We start from the raw sequence: 26,333 nt of genomic DNA on the forward strand, positions 1-26,333 counted from the left end.
AGCACAGTCTATCGCGGGTGCCAGCGCCGCCGCCCTCTGATCGTCGCAAAGAAAAAGGGGCGCCGCGAACGGCACCCCTCTCTTTTTCCCACTGAGGCGCAGACGATCAGTCGTCGTCACGCTTCAAGAACGCCGGCGCGAATTCGGGCTCGGGGCCGTCATCCTTCTCCGAACGCTCGCGGCGCGGACCACGATCGCCACCACGGCCACCGCCGCCATCACGACGGCCACCGCCATCACGACGCGGGCCACGATCGCCATCGCGACGTGGGCCACGATCACCGCGATCGCCACGATCACCGCGCGGCGCACGTTCTTCGCGCGGCGGGCGGGTGTCTTCCAGCTCGGCACCGGTTTCCTGGTCGACGACACGCATCGACAGGCGAACCTTGCCGCGGCTGTCGATCTCGAGAACCTTGACCTTGACCTCCTGGCCTTCGGTCAGCGCGTCCGCAACCTTCTCGACACGCTCGTTCTTGATCTCCGAGACGTGGACGAGACCGTCACGGCCGCCCATGAAGTTCACGAAAGCGCCGAAATCGACGAGGTTGACGACCTTGCCGTTGTAGACCTTGCCCACCTCGGGCTCTTCGACGATGCCGAGGATCCAGGCGCGGGCGGCCTCGATCTGGGCGACGTCGGACGAGCTGATCTTGATCAGGCCCTCATCGTCGATGTCGACCTTGGCGCCGGTGGTGGCGACAATCTCACGGATCACCTTGCCGCCGGTGCCGATGACTTCGCGGATCTTCGTCTTGTCGATCTGCATTGTCTCGATGCGCGGCGCATGGGCCGACAGCTCTTCACGGGTGTGATCGAGCGCCTTGGCCATCTCGCCCAGGATGTGCGCGCGGCCGGCATTCGCCTGCTCGAGCGCGACCTTCATGATCTCCTCGGTGATGCCGGCGATCTTGATGTCCATCTGAAGGCTGGTGATGCCCTCGCTGGTGCCCGCGACCTTGAAGTCCATGTCGCCGAGATGATCCTCATCGCCGAGGATGTCGGACAGAACGGCGAAGTCCTTGCCTTCCAGGATCAGGCCCATCGCGATGCCCGAAACCGGACGCTTGATCGGCACGCCGGCATCCATCATCGCGAGGCTGCCGCCGCACACCGTGGCCATCGACGAGGAGCCGTTGGACTCGGTGATGTCGCTGGTGACGCGGATCGTGTAGGGGAACTCGTCCTTGGTCGGCAGCACCGCGTGCAGTGCACGCCACGCCAGCTTGCCATGGCCGACGTCGCGACGGCTCGGAGCGCCGAAGCGGCCCACTTCACCGACCGAGTAGGGCGGGAAGTTATAGTGCAGCATGAAATGCTCGTAGTGCAGCCCGGTGAGGCCGTCGATCATCTGCTCCGCATCCTTGGTGCCAAGGGTGCAGGTGGCGATGGTCTGGGTCTCGCCGCGGGTGAACAGCGCCGAGCCATGCGCGCGCGGCAGGAAATGCGCCTCGGCCTGAATCGGGCGGACTGTCTTGGTGTCGCGGCCGTCGATGCGGATGCCGGTCTTCAGGATGGCGCCGCGAACGATCTCGGCTTCCAGCTTCTTGACCAGCTTGATCGCCGCCATCTGGTCCTGCGGGGTCGCGTCGCTGAACGCTTCCTTCGCCTTGGCGCGGGCTGCGGCGAGCGCTTCCGAGCGGGCCGACTTGTTGGTCAGCTTGTAGGCGGCGGTGATGTCGGCGCCGATCAGCTTCTTCAGCTTGGTCTTGGCCGCCGAGACATCGGCCTGCGCGGCCATTTCCCACGGATCCTTGGCGGCTTGCTCGGCCAGATCGATGATCGCGTCGATCACCGGCTGGATGTTGCGATGCGCGAACATCACCGCGCCCAGCATGATTTCTTCCGAGAGCTCCTTGGCTTCGGATTCGACCATCATCACCGCGTCATGCGTGCCGGCGACGACGAGGTCGAGTTCGCCCTCATCGATCTGCGCATCGGTCGGGTTGAGTTGATACTCGCCATCCTTGTAGCCGACGCGGGCAGCCGCGATGGGCCCCATGAACGGCACGCCCGACAGCGTGAGCGCCGCGGACGCGGCGACCATCGCCAGCACGTCCGGCTCATTCTCGCCGTCATAGGAGAGCACCTGCGCGATGCAGTTGATCTCGTTGTAGAAGCCTTCCGGGAAAAGCGGGCGGATCGGGCGGTCGATCAAGCGGGAGACGAGCGTCTCCTTCTCGGTCGCACCGCGCTCACGCTTGAAGAAGCCGCCCGGAATGCGACCGGCGGCGGAATATTTTTCCTGGTAGTGAACGGTGAGCGGGAAGAAATCCTGCCCTTCCTTCACGGCCTTGGCGGCGGTCACCGCGCAGAGCACCACGGTCTCGCCCAGCGTCGCGATCACCGCGCCGTCGGCCTGGCGGGCGACACGGCCCGTTTCGAGCGTAAGGGTCTGTCCGCCCCACCCGATGCTTACCTTCTTGGTATCGAACATCTGAATTCCTTCTGCCGGCAGCCCTATGCCGCCGGGGCCTATCTGCGGGCTTTCCGGCCCGCACGGTTCGGAACGAAGCCTCGTCCCTGGTTGAGCGACCGGCCGGATTGCCGTTCGTCCCGTCCTTTTCAGGCGCCGATCCCCGGCGCCTTTCTTGAAGATCCCGGCATTCGCCGGAATGCAAAAAGAGCCCCGCGAGCGGGGCTCTTTGTTACTTGCGAAGGCCGAGCTTCGCGATGAGATCCGTGTAGCGCGTCCCGTCCTTCTTCTTCAGATAGTCGAGAAGCGAACGGCGCTTGTTGACCAGCATCAGCAGACCGCGGCGCGAATGGTTGTCCTTGGCGTGGGTCTTGAAGTGCTCGGTCAGGTTGGTGATCCGCTCGGTGAGGATCGCGATCTGGACCTCGGGGCTGCCGGTGTCGCCTTCGAAGCGGGCATTGTCCTTGATCAGCGCGTCCTTGCGCTCGGCGGTAATCGTCATCTTGTCTCTTTCCTTCGGTATCTCGCTAAAGGTTGAAGCCGCGCACCACCCGGACTTCACGTCCTTCCGCCTCCACCAGCGCAACCGGCGCGTCGCGCTCGGTAGCCAGCAACAGGCCCGGCATTGCAGCGATCCCGACCAGCTTCTGCCCCTGGCGGAGCAGCCTTGCCTGGTCGGGGGTGACGTCTAGAGCCGGGATACCGTCCAGCCCCGCCGTCAGTGGCAAGGTGACCTCTTCAAGTCGGCGGGCCATAGCGGATTCGTCCAGCATGTCCAGCGAAATCGCGGATTTCAGCCCGAACGGCCCCGCCTTGGTGCGCCTCAGCATCGTGACATGGCCGACAGTATCGAGCGCCTGCGCGATGTCTCGCGCAAGACTACGGATATAGGTACCCTTGGAGACGCTGGCCTCGAGCGTCACCGCATCGGGCAACGCCGCATCGACGATCGACAGTCCGTGGATCGTCACCGCGCGGGCCGCCAACTTTACTTCGATGCCGGCGCGAGCAAGGTCATAAGCGCGCTGGCCATCGACCTTGAGCGCGGAATAGGCCGGCGGCATCTGTTCGATAGGGCCGGTGAAGCGCGGCAGCACCGCCTGCAGCCCAGCGAGATCAGGCCGGACATCGCTGGTCGCAACGGCCTTGCCCTCTGCATCGAGCGTGTCGGTTTCTACGCCGAAGCCGATCGTGAACCGATAGACCTTGTCGCTGTCGAGCATCCGGCCGGCAAGTTTGGTCGCCTCGCCGATCGCGACCGGCAGCACGCCGCTCGCCAGCGGATCGAGGGTGCCGCCATGACCGATCTTGAACTTGGGATAGCCGCCCTGCCGCAACGCGCGCTTGACGCGGGAAACGATATCGGTCGAGCCCGGCCCGACCGGCTTGTCGATAATGATCCAGCCGTGCATCGCGGCGCCCTAACCGCACCCAAGGGGTTTGTCAGCCTCTGCGTCGTCAGCCCTTGCGATGCTTCTTCGGCGGCCCTTCGGACCGGGTGACGCTGTCGAGCTGGCAGCGCCAGCCCTGCGCGTGGATCGCGCTGTAACGATCGAGCTGGTCGCCGGGGCTGGTTTCAAAGCCGAGCCCGATCGAGGGGATCATGCGGCGGCAGTCGGCCTGCGTCTGCGCATAATACCATTTGCCATTGGCGCGGATGAACAGCCCGCGAGCGCCATCGTTCTTCCACTCGATAATGTCGCGCGACGCGAACGGGATCGAAACCTGCTCGCCGGCGGGCGGCGGGGGCGCGTCTTCGGCGAGCGCGGGAGCGGCGAGGCTGAGGGCGGCGGCAGCGAGGATGGTCCGGATCATAGATCGTCCTTCCAGATGGGCGCGATACTTGTGCCCGATCATGCCTGAACCGCGGCTGATCGTCCCTCGTTCCATTCATGATTCAGAATCGAGAACAGCACCGTATCACGGACATGGCCGTTCCAGGTGACCCGCTCCGCGCGCATCACGCCCTCACGCACGGCGCCCAGCTTGAGCACCGCGGCCTGGCTGCGGCCATTGCGCGCGTCGACGCGGAATTCGGCGCGCCGCACGCCTTGCGCGAACGCATGGTCAAGCATCATCCGCTTGATCCGGCCATTGAGCCCGGTGCCGCGACGGTCGGGGCGGATGAAGCTGTTGCCGATCTCCAGCACCGCACGCTCGACATCGACGCCGATATAGGCGGTCATGCCCACCACCTCGCCGCCATGCACGATCGCGAAGGGCAATCGGTTGCTGGCGATCAGCGCATCAAACTGGGTATCGAAATGCTCGGGCGCCCAGGATTTGGGATAGATTTCCCAGATCGCGCTGTCCGCCGCACAGGCGGCGCGCAGCCCTTCGCGATGGGCGGGCGCGAGCGGTTCGAGCGTCAGGTCGCCATCGGTCAGCGGCTGGTGGAGGGCGTTCATTGCGTGCGTTCCATAAAGTGGCGGCGGCACAGCGCAACATAGCGGTCATTGCCGCCGATCTCGGTCTGCGCGCCGTCGGTCACAGACTGGCCGGCGGCATCGACCCGCAGGTTCATCGTCGCCTTGCGCCCGCATTCGCAGATCGCCTTGAGTTCGACCAGCGAATCCGCAAGCCCGAGCAGCGCCGCGCTGCCCTCGAACAATTCTCCGCGGAAATCGGTGCGCAGCCCATAGGCAAGCACCGGGATGTCGAGCACGTCGCATACCGAAGCCAGCTGCAGCACCTGTGCGCGGGTGAGGAACTGCGCCTCATCGACCAGCACGCAGTGCAGCGGCCGGCTTGCCAGTTCATGCGCGACCGCGGCACGCAGATCGGTGCTCGTATCGAAAGCGTGCGCCGAAGCCTCCAGCCCGATGCGCGAGGTGATGTGCCCACGATGGAATCGGTCGTCGATCGCGGCGGTGAAAAGCATCGTCTGCATGCCACGCTCGCGATAGTTGAAGTCCGCCTGCAGCAAGGTGGTGGATTTTCCTGCGTTCATCGACGCATAGTAGAAATACATCTTGGCCATCAGCGCAGAACCGTCACGGGTTGGCGGTGGGATGAACCGGCATCGCTGGCGAGCCGCCGATCGAGGGCGACGAAAGCATCGCTTTCGATGACGATCAGATGGATCATGTCGGCCAGATCGGCACCCGCTGCGTGGCGGCCAAGTGCCCAGCGCACCCCCGGCGGATCGGTAACATCGACGCCCTCGATATCCACCAGCAAGGTCAGCAGGCGGGATACCGTTGGCCGATCGAGACCATAGACCACGCGCAGTGCCCATTCGGTCTCGATGAGCACCGTAGGTGAAACGATGAGACCGCCCTCCGCAACGAGCGCATCGACGAGCGCAACCTGTGCCGGGTCATCGCGCAGCAGCAGTCGCACGACGATGTTGGTATCGATGCTGCGCAAAATACTCAGTTCTTCCAATCGTCGAACGCAGCGCCAAGATCACGCATCGCCTCGATGCTCACCGGTGGGCCGGCGTAGGCGGGCACAAGCCGCTTAAATTCGTCATAGCTGATGCGCGGCGCCTGCTCCTCCGCTACTTCGAGGACGATGCGGCGCCCTTGCCGTGAGACGGACAGGGTCTCTCCCGGCGACAGGCGCAGCGCGTCGCGGATTTCCTTGGGGATGACAACCTGCCCTTTTGAAGACAGCTTGGTGAAGGCATTCATATCGGTAAGATATGTCTTACCGATATGTCGGTCAATTTTCGTCCAGGTCCCGCTTCACATTGGGCGCACGCAGAAGCTGGTCGATGTGGCTCGCCTCGTCGAAGCTCTCATCGGCGAGGAATTTGAGCTTCGCGGCATATTTGGTGTTCACGCGGTGCGCGACTTCGCGCTGCAGATAGGCGGTGTTGGTGCGCAGCGCCTTGAGCACCGCTTCCTCGTCGCCACCCAGCAGCGGCTTCACGAACACCGTGGCGTGGCGCAGGTCGGGCGACATGCGCACCTCGGTGACGCTGACGCTGTGCTTCGCCAGCACATCGTCATGCACTTCGCCGCGCATCAGCACGTCGCTCAGCACGTGGCGCACCTGCTCGCCGACACGAAGCAGGCGCACCGAACGGGTTTCGGGTGTTTCGTTACGCATCAGAACAGCCAGATCGCGAAGATGATGCAGGATGCAAGCGACAGGCAGCCGCAGCCGGCTTCGCCTGCCTCGCCGAGGCAGCCGAGACCGTCACCCACCTTGTGGTACCAACGGTCGCGGCGGCCTCGACTTGAGCTCACAGCGTGCGCTCGCGCATCTCCACTTCGTAGGTCTCCAGATAATCGCCCGGCTTGATGTCAGTGTGGCTTTCAAAGGTCACACCGCACTCAAGACCCGCACGCACTTCAGGGACATCGTCCTTGAAGCGCCGCAGCGAGGCGATCGACCCGTTATAGACGATAACGTCGTCGCGGGTGATGCGCGCGCGCAGGGCTTTGCGGATATAGCCTTCGAGCACCAGCAGACCGGCGGCTTTGCCGTGCTTGCCCGCCGAGAAGACCTCGCGAACCTCGGCGCGGCCGACGATCGTTTCGATCGCTTCCGGGCCGAGCTGGCCGGCCATGCCGGCACGGATCTCGTCCGTCAGGTGATAGATCACGTCATAATATTTGAGCGCGACCTTGTCCTGATGGGCGATCTCGCGCGCCTTGGCATTGGGGCGCACATTGAAGCCGATGATCGGCGCGCGGCTGGCCGAAGCCAGGATCACGTCGCTCTCGGTGATGCCACCCACGCCCGAATGCAGGATCCGGACCTTGATGTCTGCGGTCGAGATCTTGTTGAGCGCGCCGACGATCGCCTCGACCGACCCCTGAGTGTCGGCCTTGACCACCACCGGATATTCCATGGCCTGCTTCTCGCGCAGCGCGGAGAACATCGATTCGAGGTTCGCCGGCGTTGCGGTGGTCCGCTTCTGCTGGATGACGCCGGCACGATAGGCGGCGACCTCACGCGCGCGCGCCTCGTTCTCGACGACCGAAAGCTGATCGCCCGCGCCCGGCGTGCCCGAGATGCCGAGCACCTCGACCGGGGTGGAGGGCAGAGCCTCCTTCACGTTGCGGCCCTTGTCGTCGATCAGAGCGCGGACCTTGCCGCTCTCGGCACCGACCACGAAGATGTCGCCGACACGCAGCGTACCCCGGCGGACCAGCACGGTCGCCACGGGGCCGCGGCCCTTGTCCAGCTTCGCCTCGATCACATTGCCTTCAGCGGCGCGATCGGGGTTGGCCTTGAGGTCGAGCAGTTCGGCCTGCAGCAGGATCTTCTCGATCAGATCGTCAAGACCGGTCCGCTTCATCGCGGAAACCTCGACGTCCTGAACGTCACCCGACATCTCTTCGACGATGACTTCGTACTGCAGCAGATCCTGGCGCACCTTGGCCGGATTGGCCTCGGGCTTGTCCATCTTGTTGATGGCGACGATCATCGGCACGCCGGCAGCCTTGGTGTGGTTGATCGCCTCGATCGTCTGTGGACGCAGGCCGTCGTCGGCGGCCACCACCAGCACCACGATATCCGTCACATTGGCGCCGCGCTGGCGCATCTCGGTGAAGGCTTCGTGGCCGGGCGTGTCGAGGAAGGTGATCTTGTCGCCCGACTTCACCGTCACCTGATAGGCGCCGATGTGCTGGGTGATGCCGCCGGCTTCGCCCGCGACCACGTCCGTGCCGCGCAACGCGTCGAGCAGCGAGGTCTTGCCGTGATCGACATGGCCCATGATCGTGACCACAGGCGGACGCGTCAGCAGCGTTTCGGTCGCATCGACGTCCTCGCTCGCGACGATGTCGACATCGCTTTCCGAGACGCGCTTGATGTTGTGGCCGAATTCGGTGACGAGCAGTTCAGCGGTGTCCTGGTCGATCGACTGGTTGACCGTGACCGGCATGCCCATCTTGAACAGCGCCTTCACCAGATCGGCACCACGCTCCGCCATGCGGTTGGCGAGTTCGCCGACGGTGATGGTGTCCGGCACCACCACATCGCGCACCTGCTTCGCCGACGGGCCGGCGAAACCGCCATGGCCGCGCCGTTCCTTTTCGCGCGCGCGCTTCAGCGCCGCGAGGCTGCGCGCACGCGCGCCGCCATCATCGTCCAGCGCACGCGTGACGGTGAGCTTGCCCGACTGACGACGATCGTCGCGGCCACGGTTGGCACCCGGACGGGGCGGCTCGGGACGGCGCACAGGCGCCGGCGCGGCCGGACCGGGGCGGCGAACGCGATCGGCATCGCCCGACGTCGTGGGGCGCGCCACGGCGGCCGGAGCCGGTGCAGGCGCAACTGCGGGAGCAGCCGGCGCCGGGGCCGCGGCTTCCTGCACCACCGGTTCGGGCGCGGGAGCAGCCGCGGCGGTCGCCGCACGCACGGCTTCCTCCTCGGCCGCGCGCTGCGCCTCTTCCTCCGCGCGACGCTTTTCCTCCGCGCGACGCTTTTCCTCTTCCGAGGCGGCAAGGCGCTGCTGCTCTTCGCGGCGGCGTGCTTCCTCCAGCGCGTTCATGCGCGCTTCCTCGGCCTCCCGCAGCAGCTTCGCCTGAAGCTCCTGACGGGACAGCAGATCGCTGCCGGGCGGACGCGGCGGCGGCGGCGGGGTGGTGGCGCGCGGCGGCGCGACGGGCGCGCGTGGAACGGGGGCCGGAGCCGGAGCAGGCGCCGGCGCAGACGTCGTTTCGGGCGTGTCGCCCTCGCCGGGCTTGCCGAGCACGCGGCGACGCTTCACCTCGACGACCACCGTGTTCGAACGGCCATGGCTGAAGCTCTGCTTCACCTTGCCCGTCTCAACGGTGCGCTTGAGGCCCAGCGGCGCGCGCATTCCCAGTTTCGGCTTGTTGTCGTCGCTCATCTAGAACCCGGATCCTTCACTCGCATCATGCTGCGCCGATTGCCCCTGCGATTCGCCATCGCAAGGCCCGACGCCATCTTTCCGTCCAATAAAGCCGCGCCACCGGCCAAGTGCTTGGGCGACGCGCGCAGCTGCCGCCGGCGCGATCAGCGCGGCGTGTACAACATTTTCGCGTCCAAGCGCCACTGACAATATGGCCCGACTTGCCGGGATTACTACCCCACGCGCATCCGTGCCTTCCATGTCGAGCCCGACACGCAGCGCCTGATCGAGCTTGCGCTTGCCGTCTTCGGCGGCGTCGCGGGCGTGGATCAGCAAGGTCACGCTGCCGCGTCGCGCGGCTTCGGCGATCTTCTCGGCGCCGGTGACGAGGGTACCCGCCTTGGCTTCGAGACCCATGCGATCGAGCGCGGCGCGTTCGAGCGCGCGCTCGATCTGCTGGGGCAGATCCTCGGGAATCAGGATCTGCGCGCCCTTGAAGGCCCGCAGCAGCGCGCCCTTGAGCTTGCCTTTGGCGATCGCCGTCGCCAGCGCCGCCTGGTCTACGCCGATCCACGCGCCGCGCCCCGGCGCCTTGGCGCGCACGTCGGGCGCGACGGTGCCGTCGGGTGCCAGCGCGAGTCGAATCAGCGAATCGCGCTGCACCCGCTCGCCGGTAATGACGCACCGGCGCTCGGGACCGTCTTTTTCCGCTTCGGAAGCGGGCGCGTCTTCGCCATCGCGGGGCTGACGAACACGCCCTCCCCTCGATCCCTTCCCGCGCGCGGGAAGGGAAGACGTCGCCTTCAGGCCGTCAGGTTGCTCATTGTTCGCCATCCGCAGGAGCGACCTCCTCGGATTCGGCGTCATCAGTGAACCAGTGCGCACGCGCCGCCATGATGATCTCGTTGCCCTGCTCTTCGCTCAGGCCATATTGCGCCAGCACGCCACCCTTGTCCTCGGGCCGGCTCTCGCGCTGGCTGTTCTCGCCACGACGACGGGGCTCGGCGCGCTTCTTCTGGATCAGCTCGTCGGTGGCAAGGTCCGCCAGATCGTCGAGCGTCTTGATCCCGGCCTTGCCAAGCGTGACCAGCATCGCCTCGGTCAGATAGGGGATGTCGGCGAGCGCATCCTCGACGCCGAGCGCGCGGCGCTCGTCACGGGAGGCCTGCTCGCGGCGGTCGAGCGCTTCCTGCGCACGGCTCTGCAGCTCCTGCGCCAGCTCCTCGTCGAAGCCCTCGATCGCGGCCAGTTCGTCGACCTCGACATAGGCGACCTCTTCGAGCGCGCCGAAGCCCTCGGCGACCAGCAGCTGCGCGAGCGTCTCGTCGACGTCGAGCTCGTTCTGGAACATCTCCGAACGCTCGACGAATTCACGCTGGCGCTTCTCGCTGGCATCGGCCTCGGTCAGAATGTCGATCGCCTTGCCGGTCAGCTGGCTGGCGAGGCGAACATTCTGGCCGCGGCGACCGATCGCGAGGCTGAGCTGGTCGTCGGGAACGACCACCTCGATGCGATCCTCTTCCTCGTCGATCACGACGCGGCTGACATTCGCCGGCTGCAGCGCGTTGACGACGAAGGTCGCGGTGTCGGGCGACCAGGGAATGATGTCGATCTTCTCGCCCTGCATCTCCTGGACGACCGCCTGAACGCGGCTGCCCTTCATGCCGACGCAGGCGCCGACCGGATCGATCGAGCTGTCATGGCTGATCACGCCGATCTTGGCGCGGCTGCCCGGATCGCGGGCGGCGGCCTTGATCTCGATTATGCCGTCGTAAATCTCGGGCACTTCCTGCGCGAACAGCTTCTTCATGAAATCCGGATGCGCGCGGCTGAGGAAGATCTGCGGCCCGCGCGTCTCGCGCACGACCTTGAGGATCAGGCTGCGGACGCGATCGCCGACGCGGACGACTTCGCGCGGAATCTGCGCGTCGCGGCGGATGACGCCCTCGGCGCGGCCGAGATCGACAACGACGTGACCGAACTCGACGCGCTTGACGACGCCGGTGATGATCTCGCTCGCGCGATCCTTGAACTCGTCATACTGGCGCTCGCGCTCGGCATCGCGGACCTTCTGGAAGATCACCTGCTTGGCGGCCTGCGCGGCGATGCGGCCGAATTCGATCGGCGGCAGCGGATCGACGATGAAGTCGCCGACGGCGGCGCCCTTCTGCAGCTTCTGCGCGTCGACCAGGCTGACCTGCTTGAAATAGTCGTCGACCGCCTCGACCACTTCGACGACGCGCCACAGGCGCATGTCGCCGCTGCGCGGATCGATCTTGGCGCGGATGTCGTTCTCGGCGCCGTAGCGCGCGCGCGCGGCACGCTGGATCGCGTCTTCCATCGCCTCGATCACGATCTCGCGATCGATGAGCTTTTCCTTGGCGACCGAATCGGCGATCGCGAGCAGCTCGGCCTTATTGGCGGAAATGGCGGTGGCCATGGCCCAATCCTATCCTTCTACCTTGAACTTTTCGGCGCCCTCGGACGAGAGCGGCATGGTTGCGTCAATCAGCGCGTCGGTAAGCAACAGCTTCGCGTTGAGAATGCCGGCGAAAGGCAATTCAGTCTCGCCCAGTTTCGGCACGTCGATCTTGATGCGGTCCTCGACGACGCCTGCGAGCACGCCTTCGAACACTTTGCGCCCGCCGATCGCCTCGGCCATCCGCACCCGGCCCTCGAAGCCGGCCCAGTCGATATAATCCTGCAGGCGGGTGAGCGGACGATCGATCCCTGGCGAGCTGACCTCGAGCCGATAGGCATATTCGATCGGATCGGCTGCATCGAGCACGTCGGACAAGCGGCGCGACAGCTCGGCACAATCATCGAGGTTGAGCTGCCGCGTATCGGGCCGCTCCGCCATGATCTGCAGGGTCGGATCGCTCTTGCCGCCGAACATGGCGACGCGCACCAGCGACAGCCCCAGGGCCTTGGCCTCGGGCTCGATCAGCGATGTCAGTTCGGCGATGTCCGCCATGGGCCTCCGGGAATCAGAACAAGCGCTTTCGGCACCGGACCCTTTCGGGGCCGGCCTCGGCATGTTTAACGATGTCGAGAAAAGCAGTGCCTATATAGGCCGGCCGGATGCATGCGGCAAGCGGAGTCTGCAAGGCTGACGCCGGGGGTGTCGGGCGAACATGCTCATCAGCCCGCAAAAAGCCGGCGGCAACGTCAGCTCCGCCCCCGCCACGCCCACAGTGCCACCACCACCGGCGCGCCAAGCCCAAGCCAGCACAGCAGGTCGAACAACCCGTCGTCGAGCAACCCCACCACCAGCGCGGCGAGGCTCACGAGGCACAGCAACAGCGGCATCGCGAAGACCTTGCCCAGCCGACCGTCGCGACGCTTCGCGTTCGGCGCGCTCATTCGGCGGGCACCGGCATCGCGGCACCGGTCTGTAGTTCACGCACGCGGGTCTCGATCGAGCCGGCGCGGCGGCCGAGCCAGAGATAGAGACCGCTAGCGAGGATGACGATCGCGGCGATATCCAGCAGCGCCCACAATATCTTCATCGGCATGCCGGCATAGTCGCCGAAGTGCAGCGGCTGCGAGAGGCGCAGCGCCAGCATGTACCAGGGCATGGTGCGCATCGCAGTGAGGTCGCCGGTGCGCGCGTCGATCAGCGCCGGGGTCAGCAGCCGGTCGGTCGCCGGCGTCGCGCCCTTCAGCCACACCGCATAATGATGGTTGCTGCTGAACCGCACGCCAGGGAAGGCGACGAATTGCGGCCGGGTGCCCGGCGCCTCGGCCTTCGCGCGCGCCACCGCGGCTTCGAGCGATCCGAAATCGGCCACCGGCACCGGCGGCAATTTTTCATAGGGCGCGACCAGCTTGCTGAGTTGATCCATGCGCCAGAAATCGACGAGCGGATCGGAGAGCGTGTTGATCACCCCGGTCAGCCCCACCACGCTCACCCAGGCGAGGGAGACGATGCCCAGCATGTTGTGCATGTCCAGCCAGCGCACCCGCCGGCTGCGCGACCAGCGCAGCGCGCCGAACCTCAGTTTCCGCATGAACGGCGCGTAAAGCACGACGCCGGAGACGGTGGCGACGAAGAACAGGAAGCCCATGAAGCCCAGGAACAGTTCGCCCGGCAAACCCGCGAACATGTCGACATGCAGTCGCAGTATTACCGCTATCACGCCCTCTTCCAGCAGCGGGCCGACCGGTTCGGCGGTGCGCATGTCGAAGGCGGTGATGTGCATCTCGTCGCGTCCGGCGTCTGCAGTGGGGCCGGTGGTGACGTTGGCGACGGGGCGATCGTCGTCGAAGCTCATGAACAGCGGCCGCTCGCCCGGATAGAGCCGCACGGCGGCGACGACGATGTCGTCGAGCGGCAGCGCTGGGGCGTCGGCAGGCGTTGCGCGCAGCGCCACGCGCTCCTCAGTCAGCGCGTCGATCTCGTCATGAAAGATCAGCGGCAGGCCGGTGAGGCAAAGCATCAGCAGGAAGACGGTGCAGACCAGGCTCGTCCATTTATGGACGAGATACCAAGCCTTGATGGCGCGATTGCTCATCGCCGGTTCTTGCCCAATCCGGCGACCCGTGACCAGAGACTCGTTCGCATTCGCATCAGATTGTTCCGGGCCGACACAAGGCTCCAGCATTCCAAGAATCCCAACCCAGAATGCGCGATGGCGATCCGCCCTGGCTCAGCGTCGATCTGCGCGTGTTAAAGGCCAATCCCAAACGGGCGCCGGTGGCGGCCATCGCGCACCCGGCCGCCGACGCCGACAATGCCTATCAGCATATCCGTGACGTCGTGGCCGCGCTCAACGTTGCGGCGCGCGAGGATGATCATCCTTCTGCAGCCCCGCCCACCGTGACCGCTTCGCAGCGGCGATCCCGGCCTTCTCACAGGCACAGCCGAGCCGGCGCCGGCACGCATCGTCGCGCTCGCGCCACTCGCGGTGCCGCAGATCCATTCCGCATCGCGAACGTCCAGGGGGTCGGAGCGCCACGGTCCTCCCGAAGTCACCAATCCGGCGCGGGGCCATGGGAGGACCATGGCGCCCCCCATGCCGGTGCCCGCCAGCCGGCGCAGCCGCCGCGCCCGGCACCAGCCACGCCGGTGCCGACGGTGAACGGCACCTGCCCCCTCTCGGGCAATCCCGTGAAGGAGACTGCGCTCACCCACTGTAAGGGCGAGAGCGTCGGCGTCGGCGTCGGCTTCTGCAATCCGCACCGGCGCGACGATTTCGATACGGCGATCCGCATCTTCGATGCGCTGATCGCCTGTGGATGAAGGGGCGCACGCGAAAGGATCATCGTCGAGCGGATCGATCTTCACCGATGACAATCGATGGGTTCCAATATCCACGAAACGCAAGGCGAGTGGATAATGACGGGTGCAGCTGCTTGGCAGCACCGCTGCAAGTCCTTCTCGAATCCTGAATTCTTGGTTTTACGTCTTTTAACCGTTCGTATGATCGAGGCATGAAACGATCTTTGTTATGGTCGAGTCTCCAGCCAGTTTTGGGGTGCTCAGCCATGCAACTCAAGATCAACGGGCGTGTGCGCGAAGCCGCCGTGGACGATGACACGCCATTGCTTTGGGTCATTCGAGACGTCGTCGGGCTGACCGGCACCAAATATGGGTGCGGCATCGCGATGTGCGGTGCCTGTACGGTGCATGTCGGGGGGGTGCCGAAGCGGTCGTGCGTGCTGCCGGTGTCGGCGGTGGGCGATGCCGAGGTGATGACGATCGAGGCACTGGGCGGCACGCCTGCAGGCAAGGCGCTGCAAAAGGCGTGGCTCGATATCGAGGTCGTGCAGTGCGGCTATTGCCAGTCGGGCCAGTTGATGCAGGCGGCAGCCCTGCTCGCAGCGAATCCCGCGCCGAGCGATGCCGACATCGACCATGTCATGTCCGGCAATATCTGCCGCTGCGGCACCTATGGCCGCATCCGCGCGGCGATCAAGCAGGCGGCAACCGGTGCGGCTCATGGCGGAAAGGCAGCCTGAGATGGCAACGACATCACCGCTCGTCACCAGCCGTCGGACCTTCCTGGCGGCCGGTGCCGCGCTGGCCGGCGAACTGGTCATCGGCGTCCGGCTTTCCGCCGCGGCGCCTGCCGTTGCCGGCGCGCTGCATCCCAATGCCTTCGTCCGCATTGATCGCGCCGGCGTGGTGACGGTGATCGTGCCCTATGCCGAGATCGGCCAGGGCTCGCTCACCTCCGCCGCGATGCTCGTTGCCGAGGAATTGGAGGTCGAGCCGGGCGCGGTGCGCACCGAACATGCGCCCGGCGACGACAAGCTCTATGGCAGCCCCACGTTCGGGGAGCAGATCACCGGCGGCTCGGCGAGCCTCGCCGCTGCGTGGAAGCAGTTGCGCACCGCCGGCGCTGCAGCGCGGGTGATGCTGGTAGAGGCGGCGGCGAAGCGCTGGTCGGTCGTGCCGTCGACATGCGTGGCGGAAGGGGGGCGCGTGCTTCACCGCGGCAGCGGCCGGTCGCTGGGCTATGGCGCGCTTGTCGAAGCGGCCTCCGCGTTGCCGATACCCAAGGATCCCCCGCTCAAGACCGGCGCGTTCCGCGTCATCGGCACCAGCGCGCGGCGCACCGATACGCCGGGCAAGGTCGATGGCAGCGCCACCTTCGGCCTCGATGTGCGGCTTCCCGGCATGCGCTACGCCGCGGTGGCGGCCTGCCCGGTCATCGGCGGACGGCTGAAATCCGTCGACGAAGCGCCCGCGCTGGCGGTGGCGGGCGTCACACAGGTCGTGCGACTGCCCGTCGCGGTGGCGGTCATCGCCGCGCATACCGGCGCGGCCCGCAAGGGGCTCGCCGCGCTGACCCCGGTATGGGAAGGCGGCAGCCTGGACTTGTCGACCGCCGATCTCGTCGCGGGGTGTGACGCGGCGCTCGAACGGCAGGGGCTGACCGCGCACAGCAAAGGTGATGTCGCCACGGCGATGAAAGGCGCCGCCACGCAGTTCGAGGCAGTCTATCGGATGCCGATGCTCGCGCACGCCGCCATGGAGCCGCTGAACGCCACCGTCCACGCGCGTGCCGATCGCTGCGACGTGTGGGTGGGCAGCCAGGTGCCGGGCCGCGCCCGCCGCGAGGTGGCGGCAGCGCTCAAGCTGCCGCCCGAAAAGGTCAGCGTCACCAATTATCTCGTCGGCGGCGGCTTCGGGCGGCGGCTGCAATCCGAATGGATCGTTCAGGCCGCGCTGATCGCGCGCCAGGTCGACGCCCCCGTCAAGGTGATGTGGAGCCGCGACGAGGATATGCGCCACGGCTCCTATCGCTACCACAACCACAGCCGGGTGCGGGTCGGACTGGATACGGCGGGCAATCCGGTAGCGTTCGATCATCGCATCGTCGGGCCTGCCGTCATGGCCTGGTTTCTCGCCGCCTTCTTCCAGAACGGCATCGATCTCGACGTCACCAATTCCTCGTTCGGGCCCTATCAATTCCCCGCTGTCTCGGTGGATTTCGTTCGCAACGATCCGCCGCCCGGCCTGCTCGCCGGAAACTGGCGCGGCGTCGGCGAGACGCGAAACGGCTTCGTCGTCGAGGTTGCAATGGACGAGCTGGCGGCGCGTGCCAAACAGGATCCGGTCGCCTATCGCCGCCGCCTGGTCGCCCCAGGATCGCGCATTCGCAACGTCCTCGACAAGGTGGCGGCGGCCTCGAATTGGGGCACTCCCCTGCCGAAAGGCAGCGGACGCGGCGTCGCGATCTTGAGCGGGTTCGGCAGCCATGTCGGCCTCGTCGCCGAGGTGCAGGTGGCGGACAGCGGCCGGGTGAAGGTGACGCGGATCACCTGCGCCATCGATTGCGGCCAGATGGTCAATCCCAATATCGTCCGCCAGCAGATCGAAGGCGGCGTGCTCTTCGGTCTGAGCATGACGCTCTACGGCCGGATCACGATGAGCGGCGGCCAGATCGAGCAGTCCAACTTCCACGACTACCCGGTCGTGCGGATGAACGAGGTTCCAGAGATCGAGGTCGTCCTGATCGAGAGCAAAGAGGATCCAGGTGGCGTCGGCGAACCGGGAACGACAGTGGTCGCCCCCGCGGTGGTCAACGCGATCTTTGCAGCGACCGGCAAGCGATTGCGATCCTTGCCGCTGGAACCTGCGTTGACGGGGATGCCGGCATGAGCGCCGCCGCGATCCGCCTGCTGCCGGTATTGGCAGCCCTCGCGCTCGGCGGCACCGTCGCTTCTTCGCCCGCGGCGGAGAGGGAAACCGGCGGCACGCTGCGCAGCGTCGAAAGCTTCGCCGCAATCCGCGATCCGGAAAAGCGCTCCGCGGCGCTGTTCGTGGAAGCGGGCAAGGTGATCCAGCATCCCCGCTGCCTCAACTGCCATCCGGCGACGCGCATCCCCACGCAGGGCGATCATCTGCGCCCGCATGTGCCGCCGATGGTGGGCGGCGCCAGCGATCATGGCGCGGCCGGCTTGCCCTGCGCGACCTGCCATGGGGCGGAAAATGTGCCGACCAACGCCCCCGGCATCAAGACCATCCCCGGCAATCCGCACTGGGGATTGGCGCCGGCGGAAATGGCCTGGCAAGGGCGCTCGCTGGCGCAGATCTGCGAGCAGGTGAAGGATCCCCAGCGCAATGGCGGGTTCACGCTGCAGAAGCTGATCCCGCACATGGGCGAGGATCATCTGGTCGGCTGGGCCTGGCATCCCGGCGAAGGACGTACGCCGGCGCCAGGCACGCAGGCGCAGTTCGGCGCGCTGATCAAGGCCTGGGTCGAAAGCGGGGCGCACTGCCCTGCCGCCTGAGCACGCGGGGTCCGATCGGGTCCGGTTAGTCGCGCGGTTGCGCAGCCGCCGCGCGCACCGCGCCCCATTGCGCGACGATCAGCGAGGCGAAGGCGTAGAGCGCGGCCAGCGCCAGCCCCGCCCCCGGCTGCCCGATCAATGCGCACGGCGCGAACAGCAGGACGAGCGCCTCGGCATCCGCGGTCCAGGCCGGCGGACGCGGCCCCATCCAACGCTGCAGCGCGAGCGATAGCATAGCGCCGAGCGTGGCGGCGGCGACGACACCATGGCCCCAACCCCCGCCCTGTTCGACAAGGCGCGCCGGTACGATCGCCAGCAACGCCGCCAGCAGCGACAGGCGTGCGCGCTGCCACAGTGGCCAGTGTCGCCGCGTGCCGAGGCTGAGCCCGTCGGCATGGCGGCCGACCGAATCGACCAGCCCACCCAAGACCGCGAGCAGCGCCGCGAGGAAGAACCAGCCGAACACCGCCAGCGGCAGCCCGATCACGGTCAGCCCCAGCCCGACGCCGCGCAGCACGGTGCCGTGAAAGCCGCGCATCAGCGCCTCGGGCGCGAGCAGCCGCGCGACCGGCGCAAACAGACGCGCCTCCGGCCAGCCCGTCGCGTCGAGCACGACCCGCTCGGCATGCGCGCGCTCGATCGCCTGCGCAGTGCGATCCTCATCGATGATATAGAGCAGCGGATCGGCGTCTTCGGCCTCCGCATCGAGTGCCACCGCCCCCGCCTGCACCGCGCGGCGCAGCAAGGTCGACTGCAGGTCCCATTCGCCCAGCATCTCGACCGTGCGGCGCAGCAGCGCGCCATCGAGCATCGCCAGCCCCGCCCAGCGATGCGTGGCGTCGATCCGTTCCCAATGCTGGGTGTCGGCGCGGTCGGCGATCGTCAGCACCGTGGGAGAGGGTTCGAGAACCATCCGGTCGAGCGTATCATGATCGACGATCACGCCATCGGCCATCAGCAGCAGCCGTTCGTCCGGGTGGATATGGTCCGCCGCGTCGGTCACGCTGCGCGCCACTTCCACGCGCAATCCGTCTCGCTTCAGCCGGTCGATCGCCGCGACCAGTGCCGCCGGCAGCCGCTCGACGAGGATGACGATATATTTGGCACCGGCCGCTGCAGCCTGGCGCGCCTGATAGTCGATCACCGTCGCGCCCGCGAAGGGCAGTTCGCTGCGCAGCCGCCCACCGCCACGCGCTTCCTCACAACCGACGATCAAGCACGCAAGCGCCAACACCACCCCCCAAGAGCAACCCGGCCGCGCCGGGGCGCGACAGTTAGGCGTTTATCGCGCAGGTTGCAAAAGCCGGCTTAAGGCGCCTCCTCTCCGGTTCCCGCAGACCATAATTTCATGTTAGGCATATTCGGATGAACGGGGGACCGCGAAAGATCGAGCTCTGGCATGACCGGAGCATGGGGCAGGACGAAAGCGCGGAGGCCGCGCCGGCCGCGCCGGCAACGGGCGAAGTGTCGATGTTCGGGGATCATGATTATAGCCAGGATACGCCGGCGCTGAACGGCGGCCGCCCATGGGGCGCCATCGCCGCGGCGGGGCTTCTTGCTATCGGCTGGCTCACGCTGGCGGGGATTGCGATCAGCACGGCCACGGCCGGGCAAGCGCCTACGGCACCCCTAGTCGCGCAATGGATCGCGATTGCCAGCGCACCGCTGGCGCTGATCGGCATCCTCTATCTGCTGCTCCAGCGCCACAGCCGCGCCGAGGCGCGCCGTTTCGGTCGCACCGCGGCCGCGCTGCGGGCGGAAGCCTCGGCGCTGGAAGCCTCGCTCTCGGCGGCATCGACCCGGCTGGACGAAACCCGCGCCAGCCTTGCCGCGCATATCGCTGAGCTGGTCGCACGCGGCGAGGATGCGACGCGCAGCCTCGTCAACATCAATGGTGCGATCGAATCGGAAGGTGCATCGATCGCGCGCCACGCCGAAACGCTGCGCGCCTCGGCCGCCGGCGCACGCAACGATCTCGGCGCACTGCTGACCGGGCTACCCAAGGCGCATGAAGAGACCCGTGGCCTTGCCGATTCGCTGCGCGAGACCGGTCTGGTCGCGCATGAGCGCGCCGGTGCGCTCGAGGCGCAGCTTGCCGCCCTCGCCGCGCGCAGCCGCGAGGCTGACGAGGTGGCCGGCGGAGCCGCCCAGCGGCTGGGCGCCCATATCGCTCGCATCGAAACCACCAGCGAGGCCGCCAGCGACCGTCTCGACGCAGTGGCGCAGCAGCTCACCAACGCTGCTGACACCGCGCTCGCCCGTGCGGCGGAGGGCATTGATGGCGCCCGGCAGGGGCTCGATGCGCAGGCCGAATCGCTTCAGTCGATGCTTGATCAGGGCCGCGCGGCGATGGAGCGCGCCGGTGCCGAATCGGCCGACGCGATGGCGTTGCGACTGGCGGAGATCGGGGCGCGGCTGGACCGGCTGGGCAACCTCATCGGCGAGCAGGATGCGCGCACCAGTGCGATGCTGCAGCGGCTGGGCGGCGAACTCGCCGGTCTCGATGCGCGGCTGGCGCAACTCGACCAGGACGGTACCGAACGGACCGGACGGCTTTCGGGCGCGATCACCGGCCTGACCGCCGACAGCGAGCGCGCGCGGGCCGCCCTTGATGCCGGCAGCGAAGCGGCGGACGGCTTCACCGCACGCGTCGAGCAATTGCTGATGGCGCTCAACGCGAGCGCGCGCGAGATCGACGAGACCCTGCCTGCGGCGTTCAACCGCCTCAACGATCACAGCCGCCAGGCCAAGGCGACGATGGGGTCGCTCTCACCCGAGATCGACCGGCTCGACAACGCCACCAGCACCGCGCTGGCGCGGCTGGGCGAGGCCGAGACGCTGCTGGCACGCCAGCATGACGGCGTTGCTGGACTGATCGCGGCTGCCGAACGCAGCCTGGACGATGGCCGCCAGCAGGTCACTGCGCTGAGCGCCGCGATCACCACCGCCGATGGCGAGGCGCGCGCGCTGACCGAACGTGCCGCACCGCTGCTGATCGAGGCGCTACTGCGCGTACGCGAAACCGCGACGCAGGCGGCGGACAAGGCCCGCGCCGCGCTGGGCGCGGTCATCCCCGAGGTCAGCCAGCGCATGGGGGACCATGCCGCCGACGCGATGCAGCGCGCGCTGATGGACAAGGTCCAGGGTCAGCTCGACGAGATCGCCGCGACCGCCGAACGCGCGGTCAATGCCGCACAGTCTGCGTCCACCCGGCTCGACCAGAAGCTGGAGACGATCCGCGAAACCAGCGCCGCGATGGAAGCCCGGATCGCGCGTGCGCAGGAAGAGGCCGAAGCCGCGAATCAGGACAGTTTCGCGCGCCGCGTCGCGCTGCTGATCGAGGCACTGAACTCGACCGCGATCGACATTGGCAAGGTGCTTTCTACCGAGGTCACCGACAGCGCCTGGTCAGCCTATCTGAAGGGCGAACGCGGCATCTTCGCGCGCCGTGCGGTGCGGCTGCTCGATGGCGGCGAAGTGCGCGAGATCAGCCGCCATTATGATGGCGATCCGGACTTCCGCACCCAAGTTAACCGCTACATCCACGATTTCGAGGCGATGCTGCGCATGGTTCTGGCAACGCGCGACGGATCGGTGCTGGGCGTGACCTTGCTCTCATCCGACAATGGCAAGCTCTACGTCGCGCTCGCGCAGGCGATCGAGCGGCTGCGGTAGATAAAAGCGCTCTACGTCACCGTGATCGCGCTTCCCGGCCCGATCGCGGTGACAGCCGGCGCGATGCTCCAGCCATTGGCCTCAACCAGCCGCGCCAATTCACCGGCCGCGGCCGGATCGTCCGCAACGACGTGGATCAGCGCCCCCACCCCCGCCTGCCGTGCCGCGCGGGCAACGCGCAGCACCGGCCAAGGGCAGCGCATACCCCGCGCATCGACCAGCAGCGGCGAACCGCTCACGGCCGGGATCACTTCGTGAACGGGTTCTTCGGCGCGCGCATCGTCAGCCGCACCGGCACCGCGCCGAAACCCAGATCGCGGCGGATGCCGTTGACGAGGTAGCGGCGATAGCTTTCGGGCAGTTCGTCGACGCGGGTGCCGAACAGCACGAAGCCGGGCGGGCGCGTCTTGGCCTGCGTCAGATAGCGCAGCTTGATGCGCTTGCCGCCCGGCGCCGGCGGCGGATTGGCTTCCAGTGCCCGCTCGAACCAGCGGTTGAGCTGACCGGTCGAGACGCGGCGCGACCATGCCTCGCGCGTTTCGAACGCAGCCTTCAGCATCTGGTCGAGCCCACGCCCAGTGACCGCTGAGACAGTGAGCACCGGCAGGCCCTTCACCTGCGCCAGCCCCTCGTCCAGTGCGTTGCGCACGCCGTTGAACAGGCTGCTGGGATCTTCGGCGACATCCCATTTGTTGAGCGCGATGATCAACGCCCGGCCCTCCTGCAGCACCGCATCGGCGATGCGCAGATCCTGCGCCTCCAGCCCGCGCGTCGCATCGAGCAGCAACACGACGACCTCGGCGAAGTCGATCGCGTGGCGAGCATCGGCGACGGAGAGCTTTTCCAGCTTGTCCTTCACCAACGCCTTCTTGCGCATGCCGGCGGTGTCGATCAGCCGCACCGCCCGCTCGGTGCCGTCGGGCGCATGCCATTGCCAGTCGATCGCGATCGAATCGCGGGTAATCCCCGCCTCCGGCCCGGTAATAAGCCGGTCTTCGCCGAGCATGCGGTTGATCAGCGTCGACTTGCCGGCATTGGGGCGACCGACGATCGCGAGCTTCAGCGGCGCATCCGGCGACTCCTCGTCTTCCTCCTCGTCGAGCGCGAACTCATCCTCGTCGCCTTCGAGATGCGGCAGCAGCGCCTGGAACAGATCGGCGACGCCTTCGCCATGCTCCGCGCTCATCTGCACCGGTTCGCCGAAACCGAGCTCATAGGCTTCGATAAGCCCGGCCTCGGCTGCCCGCCCTTCCGCCTTGTTGGCGACGAGCACCACCGGCGTCGCACCCGAGCGCAGCCAGCGCGCGATCTCGGCATCCAGCGGCACCACACCGGCACGCGCGTCGATCATGAACAGGGCGACATCGGCACCCGCAACCGCCGCCTCGGTCTGCGCACGCATGCGCCCCGGCAGCGTATCGGGATCCTCATCCTCGAACCCGGCGGTATCGACGATGCGGAAATCGAGCCCGAGCAGGGAGGCGTCGCCCTCGCGACGATCCCGGGTCACGCCCGGCATATCGTCGACCAGCGCCAGACGCTTGCCGACGAGGCGGTTGAACAGCGTCGATTTGCCGACATTGGGTCGGCCGATGATCGCAACGGTGGGGAGCTTCGGCATGACCTGCCTGTAAACGAGTTGAAATGAAAAATCCTCCCCGCGCTTATGGCGCGGGGAGGCGTTATCGCAGAACCGGATGGAGCCCGCCCGATCGGCGGGTACCGGATCAACGCCAGGCGGTGATCCGGCCCTCGTCGTCGAGCAGATAGAGCATGTTGTTCGCAACGACCGGCGACAGGTGCAGCGGCTTGCCGACGTCGATCGTCTGCTGGACGGTGCCGTCCGCCGGGGAGACCTGGATCATCTCGCCGCGCGTGTTGACGACGATCAGCTTGCCGCCGGCGAGCACCGGCCCGGTCCAGCTGATCGGGCCCTTGCGATCCTTCTCGTCGCGCCAGCGGCGAAGCTGCGCCATCCAGCGCACCTTGCCATTGGCCCGCGCCAGGCAGAGCAGCTTGGCGTCGTCGGTCACGACATAGACCCACTCACCGGCGACCCACGGCGTGGAAATGCCGGCGATGTTGATTTCCCAGATGCGTTGGCCGGTCACCAGATCCATCGACACCATGCGGCCACCCTGGCCGACGGCGTAGACGCGGCCCTGATCGATCACCGGATCGGCGTCGATATCCGACAGCGACGACACCGAGGTGGAGATGCTGGTACGCGACAGCGCGTCATCCCACAGCGGGCGGCCATTCTCATAGCGATAGGCGCGCAGTTCGCCCGAACTGTAGCCCGAGACCACCGTGCCCTGCGCCACCGCAGGCGCGGCGACGCCGAACACGCCGGCAACCTCGAGCGCACCGGCTTCCTGCCACTGCACCGTGCCGTCCGCCTCCGCCATCGCGAAAAGCTGGCTGTCCTGCGACATCACATAGATGCTGCCATTCGCCACGGTCGGGGCGCCACGCAGCGGGCCGGCGGGGCGCTTCACCCAGATCTGGGTGCCGTCGGCGGCGTTGTAGGCGCCGACGTCGCCGACACCGTTCGTCGCATAGACACGCTCGCCCTCGACGCTGACGCCACCGCCGAAGCGCGACGGCGCATTCTTCTTGGTGTCACCGATCGGCACCGACCACAGCCGCGCGCCGCTTTCCGCGTTGAACGCGGTCAGCTTCGCATCGATGTCAACGACGTAGAGCTTGCCATTGGCGACGACGGGCGCGGCGGCGAGCCGGGCACGATTGCCGCCGCCGGCGACGCTTGCACTCCATACGCGGCTGGTGCCGTTGCCCAGCGCCAGATGGCCGGGCGCCTTGGCGGCGTTGCCGCCCGGCTGCGTCCAGCCACTGTTCGACTCGGGCGGCGGCAGCAGGATTGCAACGTCGGACAGGCCCGGATCGAGCTCTACGCTCGATTCGGATGTCAGCACTGGTACACGATCGCCCAGTACCGGCGTCTTCGGCTTGTTCCCCTTGCCGCCGATGCCGAACACGCCGCAACCGCCCAGCGCCAGCAACGCCATCGCTGCCGCCGGAATCCTCAGGTCGATCTTCATTGAGCTGCGCTTTCCTTCTGGTCGACGGCGTCCACGCCCAATACCCCGGCCATCTGTCTTGCGCGTGAACGGACGGTGCGCGGCAATTCCTCGGTTTCGGCGATCTTGCCATAGATCGGCGCCGCGAGTTCGGGTTTCTTCATCCGCATGTAGGAAATGGCGACGAGTTCGCCCGCGCTGCCGAACCAGGGATTGCCGGCCACCGCGAGCGGCTTCAGCCGCTGCACCACCACCTCGGGCTTGAGCTGGTCGAATTCCAGCGTCGTCTGCCGCAGCAGCGCCAGATCGCGATAGGGCTGCGCCAGCGAGCTGTCGTCGGCAACCTTCTTGTAGAGCGCGGCGGCGCCCTTCAGGTCGTTGGCGTCGGCCAGCGTACCCGCCTGCGCGAGCACGGCCGCGGCGCGCACGCCCTCGATCGGCGAGGCTGCCAGCGCGGCGAGCTTGGGCTTGGCCTCGACCGCCTTGCCCTCGCCCAGCGTGCGCAACGCACCCGTCAGTTCCTCGGCCGCGGTATCCGCCTGCCCGTTCTGGCGGTGCTGCCAATATAGATAGCCGGCGAACGCGAGGAGCCCCGCCACGACGGCGACGAGCAGCCAGCGGCCATAGCGCGTCCAGAAGCCGGCGAGCTGCTCGCGACGCAGTTCATCGTCCACCTCGCGGAGGAAGGCCTGGTTATTCTGCGGCGCGATTGCCAAAATTCATCTCCAAAGCACGCAAATCGGCGCGGACCCTAGCCGCGAAGCCGAAAAAGGGAAAGCGGCTGCCGCCGGATCAATTCTTGGGGCGATAGACCTGATCGGCGGTGGGAAAGCTGCGGTCGCGAACCTCGGCGGCATAGGTCGCCACGGTCTCGCCAATGCGCGTTGCCAGATCGTCGTATCGCTTCACGAAGCGCGGCACGCGATCGAACATGCCCAGCATGTCGTCCACCACCAGCACCTGGCCATCGCACTCCGCCGAAGCGCCGATGCCGATGATCGGGCAGGCGACCTTTTCGGTGATCTCGATCGCGATCGGTTCGATCACGCCTTCGACCACGATCGAAAAACAGCCGGCCTCAGCGATCGCCAGCGAATCGGCGACGATCTTGGCGCGCTCGGCCTCGCTGCGCCCGCGCGCGCCATAGCCGCCCAGCGCGTTCACCGCCTGCGGCGTGAGGCCGATATGGCCCATCACCGGGATGCCGCGTTCGACGAGGAAGCGGATCGTCGGCGCCATCGCCTCGCCGCCTTCCAGCTTCACCGCGGCGGCGCCGGTTTCCTTCAGGATGCGCGCGGCGCTGCCGAAGGCCTGTTCGGGCGACCCCTCATAGCTGCCGAACGGCATGTCGACGACGACGAGGCTGTGATAGCTGCCGCGCACGACCGCGGCGCCATGCGCACACATCATGTCGAGGCTGACCGGCACCGTCGAAGGCAGGCCGTAGATCACCTGCCCCAGACTGTCCCCCACCAGCAGCATGTCGCAATGCGGATCGAGAATCTGCGCCATGCGCACCGAATAAGCCGTCAGCATCACCAGCGGCTCGGCGGTGGTGCCGCCCTGCTTGCGCGCGCGGACCGCAGGCACCGTCAGACGCTTCATCGGCGCCGGGGTGGGGTTGGCGCGGCTCGTCGCGGTGTCGATCGTGAAGGTCGTGGACATCTTCGCCCTCTAGCGCCTG

Annotated in this window: 28 protein-coding genes; 5 read left to right on the top strand and 23 right to left on the bottom strand. The window is 67.0% G+C overall.

The features are described from left to right. Window positions 1-106: 106 nt before the first annotated feature. The 17 genes from pnp to FHS96_RS21145 all read right to left on the bottom strand — a co-directional run bounded on the left by pnp (window position 107) and on the right by FHS96_RS21145 (window position 13,989). Window positions 107-2,437 (bottom strand): polyribonucleotide nucleotidyltransferase, encoded by a 2,331-nt coding sequence (gene pnp / locus FHS96_RS21065; protein WP_429596374.1) that lies wholly within the window; start codon window positions 2,435-2,437, stop codon window positions 107-109. Window positions 2,438-2,648: 211 nt separating this feature from the next. After that, the gene (rpsO, locus tag FHS96_RS21070) at window positions 2,649-2,918 is read right to left on the bottom strand and encodes a 30S ribosomal protein S15 (protein WP_429596377.1); all 270 of its coding nucleotides are present in this window, start codon (window positions 2,916-2,918) and stop codon (window positions 2,649-2,651) included. Window positions 2,919-2,943: 25 nt separating this feature from the next. Beyond that, window positions 2,944-3,828, bottom strand: a complete 885-nt coding sequence (gene truB / locus FHS96_RS21075) for a tRNA pseudouridine(55) synthase TruB (protein WP_429596379.1) — start codon at window positions 3,826-3,828, stop codon at window positions 2,944-2,946. A gap of 46 nt (window positions 3,829-3,874) precedes the next feature. After that, entirely contained in the window at window positions 3,875-4,231 is a 357-nt protein-coding gene (locus tag FHS96_RS21080; protein WP_429596382.1) for a DUF6491 family protein, read from the bottom strand. A 38-nt stretch (window positions 4,232-4,269) separates the two neighbouring features. Next, a complete protein-coding gene (locus FHS96_RS21085; protein WP_429596385.1) occupies window positions 4,270-4,824 on the bottom strand; it encodes a GNAT family N-acetyltransferase in 555 nt (184 codons plus the stop codon). Beyond that, a complete protein-coding gene (locus tag FHS96_RS21090) occupies window positions 4,821-5,396 on the bottom strand; it encodes a thymidine kinase (RefSeq protein ID WP_429596388.1) in 576 nt (191 codons plus the stop codon). Before FHS96_RS21090 ends, FHS96_RS21085 begins: the two co-directional genes overlap by 4 nt. Further along, entirely contained in the window at window positions 5,396-5,785 is a 390-nt protein-coding gene (locus FHS96_RS21095; protein ID WP_429596391.1) for a type II toxin-antitoxin system VapC family toxin, read from the bottom strand. Before FHS96_RS21095 ends, FHS96_RS21090 begins: the two co-directional genes overlap by 1 nt. A gap of 5 nt (window positions 5,786-5,790) precedes the next feature. Further along, entirely contained in the window at window positions 5,791-6,051 is a 261-nt protein-coding gene (locus tag FHS96_RS21100) for an AbrB/MazE/SpoVT family DNA-binding domain-containing protein (RefSeq protein WP_429596394.1), read from the bottom strand. 31 nt (window positions 6,052-6,082) lie between these two features. Beyond that, entirely contained in the window at window positions 6,083-6,475 is a 393-nt protein-coding gene (rbfA, locus tag FHS96_RS21105; RefSeq protein ID WP_429596900.1) for a 30S ribosome-binding factor RbfA, read from the bottom strand. Then, window positions 6,472-6,612 (bottom strand): hypothetical protein, encoded by a 141-nt coding sequence (locus FHS96_RS21110; RefSeq protein WP_429596397.1) that lies wholly within the window; start codon window positions 6,610-6,612, stop codon window positions 6,472-6,474. Before FHS96_RS21110 ends, rbfA begins: the two co-directional genes overlap by 4 nt. Then, complete coding sequence (gene infB / locus FHS96_RS21115; protein WP_429596400.1) at window positions 6,609-9,209, bottom strand: translation initiation factor IF-2; 2,601 nt, start codon at window positions 9,207-9,209, stop codon at window positions 6,609-6,611. Before infB ends, FHS96_RS21110 begins: the two co-directional genes overlap by 4 nt. Then, the gene (locus FHS96_RS21120; protein WP_429596403.1) at window positions 9,210-10,058 is read right to left on the bottom strand and encodes a DUF448 domain-containing protein; all 849 of its coding nucleotides are present in this window, start codon (window positions 10,056-10,058) and stop codon (window positions 9,210-9,212) included. It lies immediately after the preceding gene. Continuing rightward, window positions 10,012-11,631, bottom strand: coding sequence for a transcription termination factor NusA (gene nusA / locus FHS96_RS21125; RefSeq protein WP_429596406.1), 1,620 nt, complete (start codon window positions 11,629-11,631; stop codon window positions 10,012-10,014). Before nusA ends, FHS96_RS21120 begins: the two co-directional genes overlap by 47 nt. Before the next feature lie 9 nt (window positions 11,632-11,640). Beyond that, on the bottom strand, window positions 11,641-12,165 hold the full coding sequence (gene rimP, locus FHS96_RS21130) for a ribosome maturation protein RimP (RefSeq protein WP_429596409.1): 525 nt from the start codon (window positions 12,163-12,165) through the stop codon (window positions 11,641-11,643). A 194-nt stretch (window positions 12,166-12,359) separates the two neighbouring features. Continuing rightward, complete coding sequence (locus FHS96_RS21135; protein WP_429596412.1) at window positions 12,360-12,554, bottom strand: hypothetical protein; 195 nt, start codon at window positions 12,552-12,554, stop codon at window positions 12,360-12,362. Continuing rightward, window positions 12,551-13,705 (bottom strand): PepSY-associated TM helix domain-containing protein, encoded by a 1,155-nt coding sequence (locus tag FHS96_RS21140; RefSeq protein WP_429596415.1) that lies wholly within the window; start codon window positions 13,703-13,705, stop codon window positions 12,551-12,553. Before FHS96_RS21140 ends, FHS96_RS21135 begins: the two co-directional genes overlap by 4 nt. Window positions 13,706-13,860: 155 nt before the next feature. Continuing rightward, window positions 13,861-13,989: a hypothetical protein gene (locus FHS96_RS21145; RefSeq protein WP_429596418.1), complete on the bottom strand. Its 129-nt coding sequence runs from the start codon at window positions 13,987-13,989 to the stop codon at window positions 13,861-13,863. 270 nt (window positions 13,990-14,259) lie between these two features. Between FHS96_RS21145 and FHS96_RS21150 the strand changes: the two genes are divergently transcribed. The 4 genes from FHS96_RS21150 (at window position 14,260) to FHS96_RS21165 (ending at window position 17,933) form a co-directional block, all read left to right on the top strand. Continuing rightward, the gene (locus FHS96_RS21150; protein WP_429596421.1) at window positions 14,260-14,433 is read left to right on the top strand and encodes a glutathione S-transferase; all 174 of its coding nucleotides are present in this window, start codon (window positions 14,260-14,262) and stop codon (window positions 14,431-14,433) included. Window positions 14,434-14,678: 245 nt separating this feature from the next. After that, the gene (locus FHS96_RS21155; RefSeq protein ID WP_429596424.1) at window positions 14,679-15,152 is read left to right on the top strand and encodes a (2Fe-2S)-binding protein; all 474 of its coding nucleotides are present in this window, start codon (window positions 14,679-14,681) and stop codon (window positions 15,150-15,152) included. 1 nt (window position 15,153) lies between these two features. Continuing rightward, the gene (locus tag FHS96_RS21160) at window positions 15,154-17,301 is read left to right on the top strand and encodes a xanthine dehydrogenase family protein molybdopterin-binding subunit (protein ID WP_429596427.1); all 2,148 of its coding nucleotides are present in this window, start codon (window positions 15,154-15,156) and stop codon (window positions 17,299-17,301) included. Continuing rightward, window positions 17,298-17,933: an Isoquinoline 1-oxidoreductase subunit gene (locus FHS96_RS21165; RefSeq protein WP_429596430.1), complete on the top strand. Its 636-nt coding sequence runs from the start codon at window positions 17,298-17,300 to the stop codon at window positions 17,931-17,933. The genes FHS96_RS21160 and FHS96_RS21165 overlap by 4 nt, the downstream gene beginning before the upstream one ends. Before the next feature lie 25 nt (window positions 17,934-17,958). Here the strand turns inward: FHS96_RS21165 and FHS96_RS21170 are convergent, their stop codons facing one another. Continuing rightward, entirely contained in the window at window positions 17,959-19,149 is a 1,191-nt protein-coding gene (locus tag FHS96_RS21170; RefSeq protein WP_429596433.1) for a hypothetical protein, read from the bottom strand. Between the two features lie 149 nt (window positions 19,150-19,298). Between FHS96_RS21170 and FHS96_RS21175 the strand changes: the two genes are divergently transcribed. After that, on the top strand, window positions 19,299-21,608 hold the full coding sequence (locus FHS96_RS21175; protein ID WP_429596436.1) for a coiled-coil domain-containing protein: 2,310 nt from the start codon (window positions 19,299-19,301) through the stop codon (window positions 21,606-21,608). Window positions 21,609-21,619: 11 nt separating this feature from the next. Here the strand turns inward: FHS96_RS21175 and FHS96_RS21180 are convergent, their stop codons facing one another. From FHS96_RS21180 to panB, 5 genes are all read right to left on the bottom strand, one after another. After that, complete coding sequence (locus FHS96_RS21180) at window positions 21,620-21,847, bottom strand: sulfurtransferase TusA family protein (RefSeq protein WP_429596439.1); 228 nt, start codon at window positions 21,845-21,847, stop codon at window positions 21,620-21,622. A gap of 8 nt (window positions 21,848-21,855) precedes the next feature. After that, a complete protein-coding gene (gene der / locus FHS96_RS21185; protein ID WP_429596442.1) occupies window positions 21,856-23,229 on the bottom strand; it encodes a ribosome biogenesis GTPase Der in 1,374 nt (457 codons plus the stop codon). A 106-nt stretch (window positions 23,230-23,335) separates the two neighbouring features. Then, window positions 23,336-24,670, bottom strand: a complete 1,335-nt coding sequence (locus FHS96_RS21190; protein ID WP_429596445.1) for an outer membrane protein assembly factor BamB family protein — start codon at window positions 24,668-24,670, stop codon at window positions 23,336-23,338. Then, on the bottom strand, window positions 24,667-25,365 hold the full coding sequence (locus tag FHS96_RS21195) for a tetratricopeptide repeat protein (RefSeq protein WP_429596448.1): 699 nt from the start codon (window positions 25,363-25,365) through the stop codon (window positions 24,667-24,669). Before FHS96_RS21195 ends, FHS96_RS21190 begins: the two co-directional genes overlap by 4 nt. A 76-nt stretch (window positions 25,366-25,441) precedes the next feature. After that, the gene (gene panB / locus FHS96_RS21200; protein ID WP_429596451.1) at window positions 25,442-26,314 is read right to left on the bottom strand and encodes a 3-methyl-2-oxobutanoate hydroxymethyltransferase; all 873 of its coding nucleotides are present in this window, start codon (window positions 26,312-26,314) and stop codon (window positions 25,442-25,444) included. Window positions 26,315-26,333: the final 19 nt, after the last annotated feature.

It is taken from the genome of Sphingomonas zeicaulis (genome assembly GCF_050433225.1).
Taxonomy (GTDB): domain Bacteria; phylum Pseudomonadota; class Alphaproteobacteria; order Sphingomonadales; family Sphingomonadaceae; genus Sphingomonas_D; species Sphingomonas_D zeicaulis.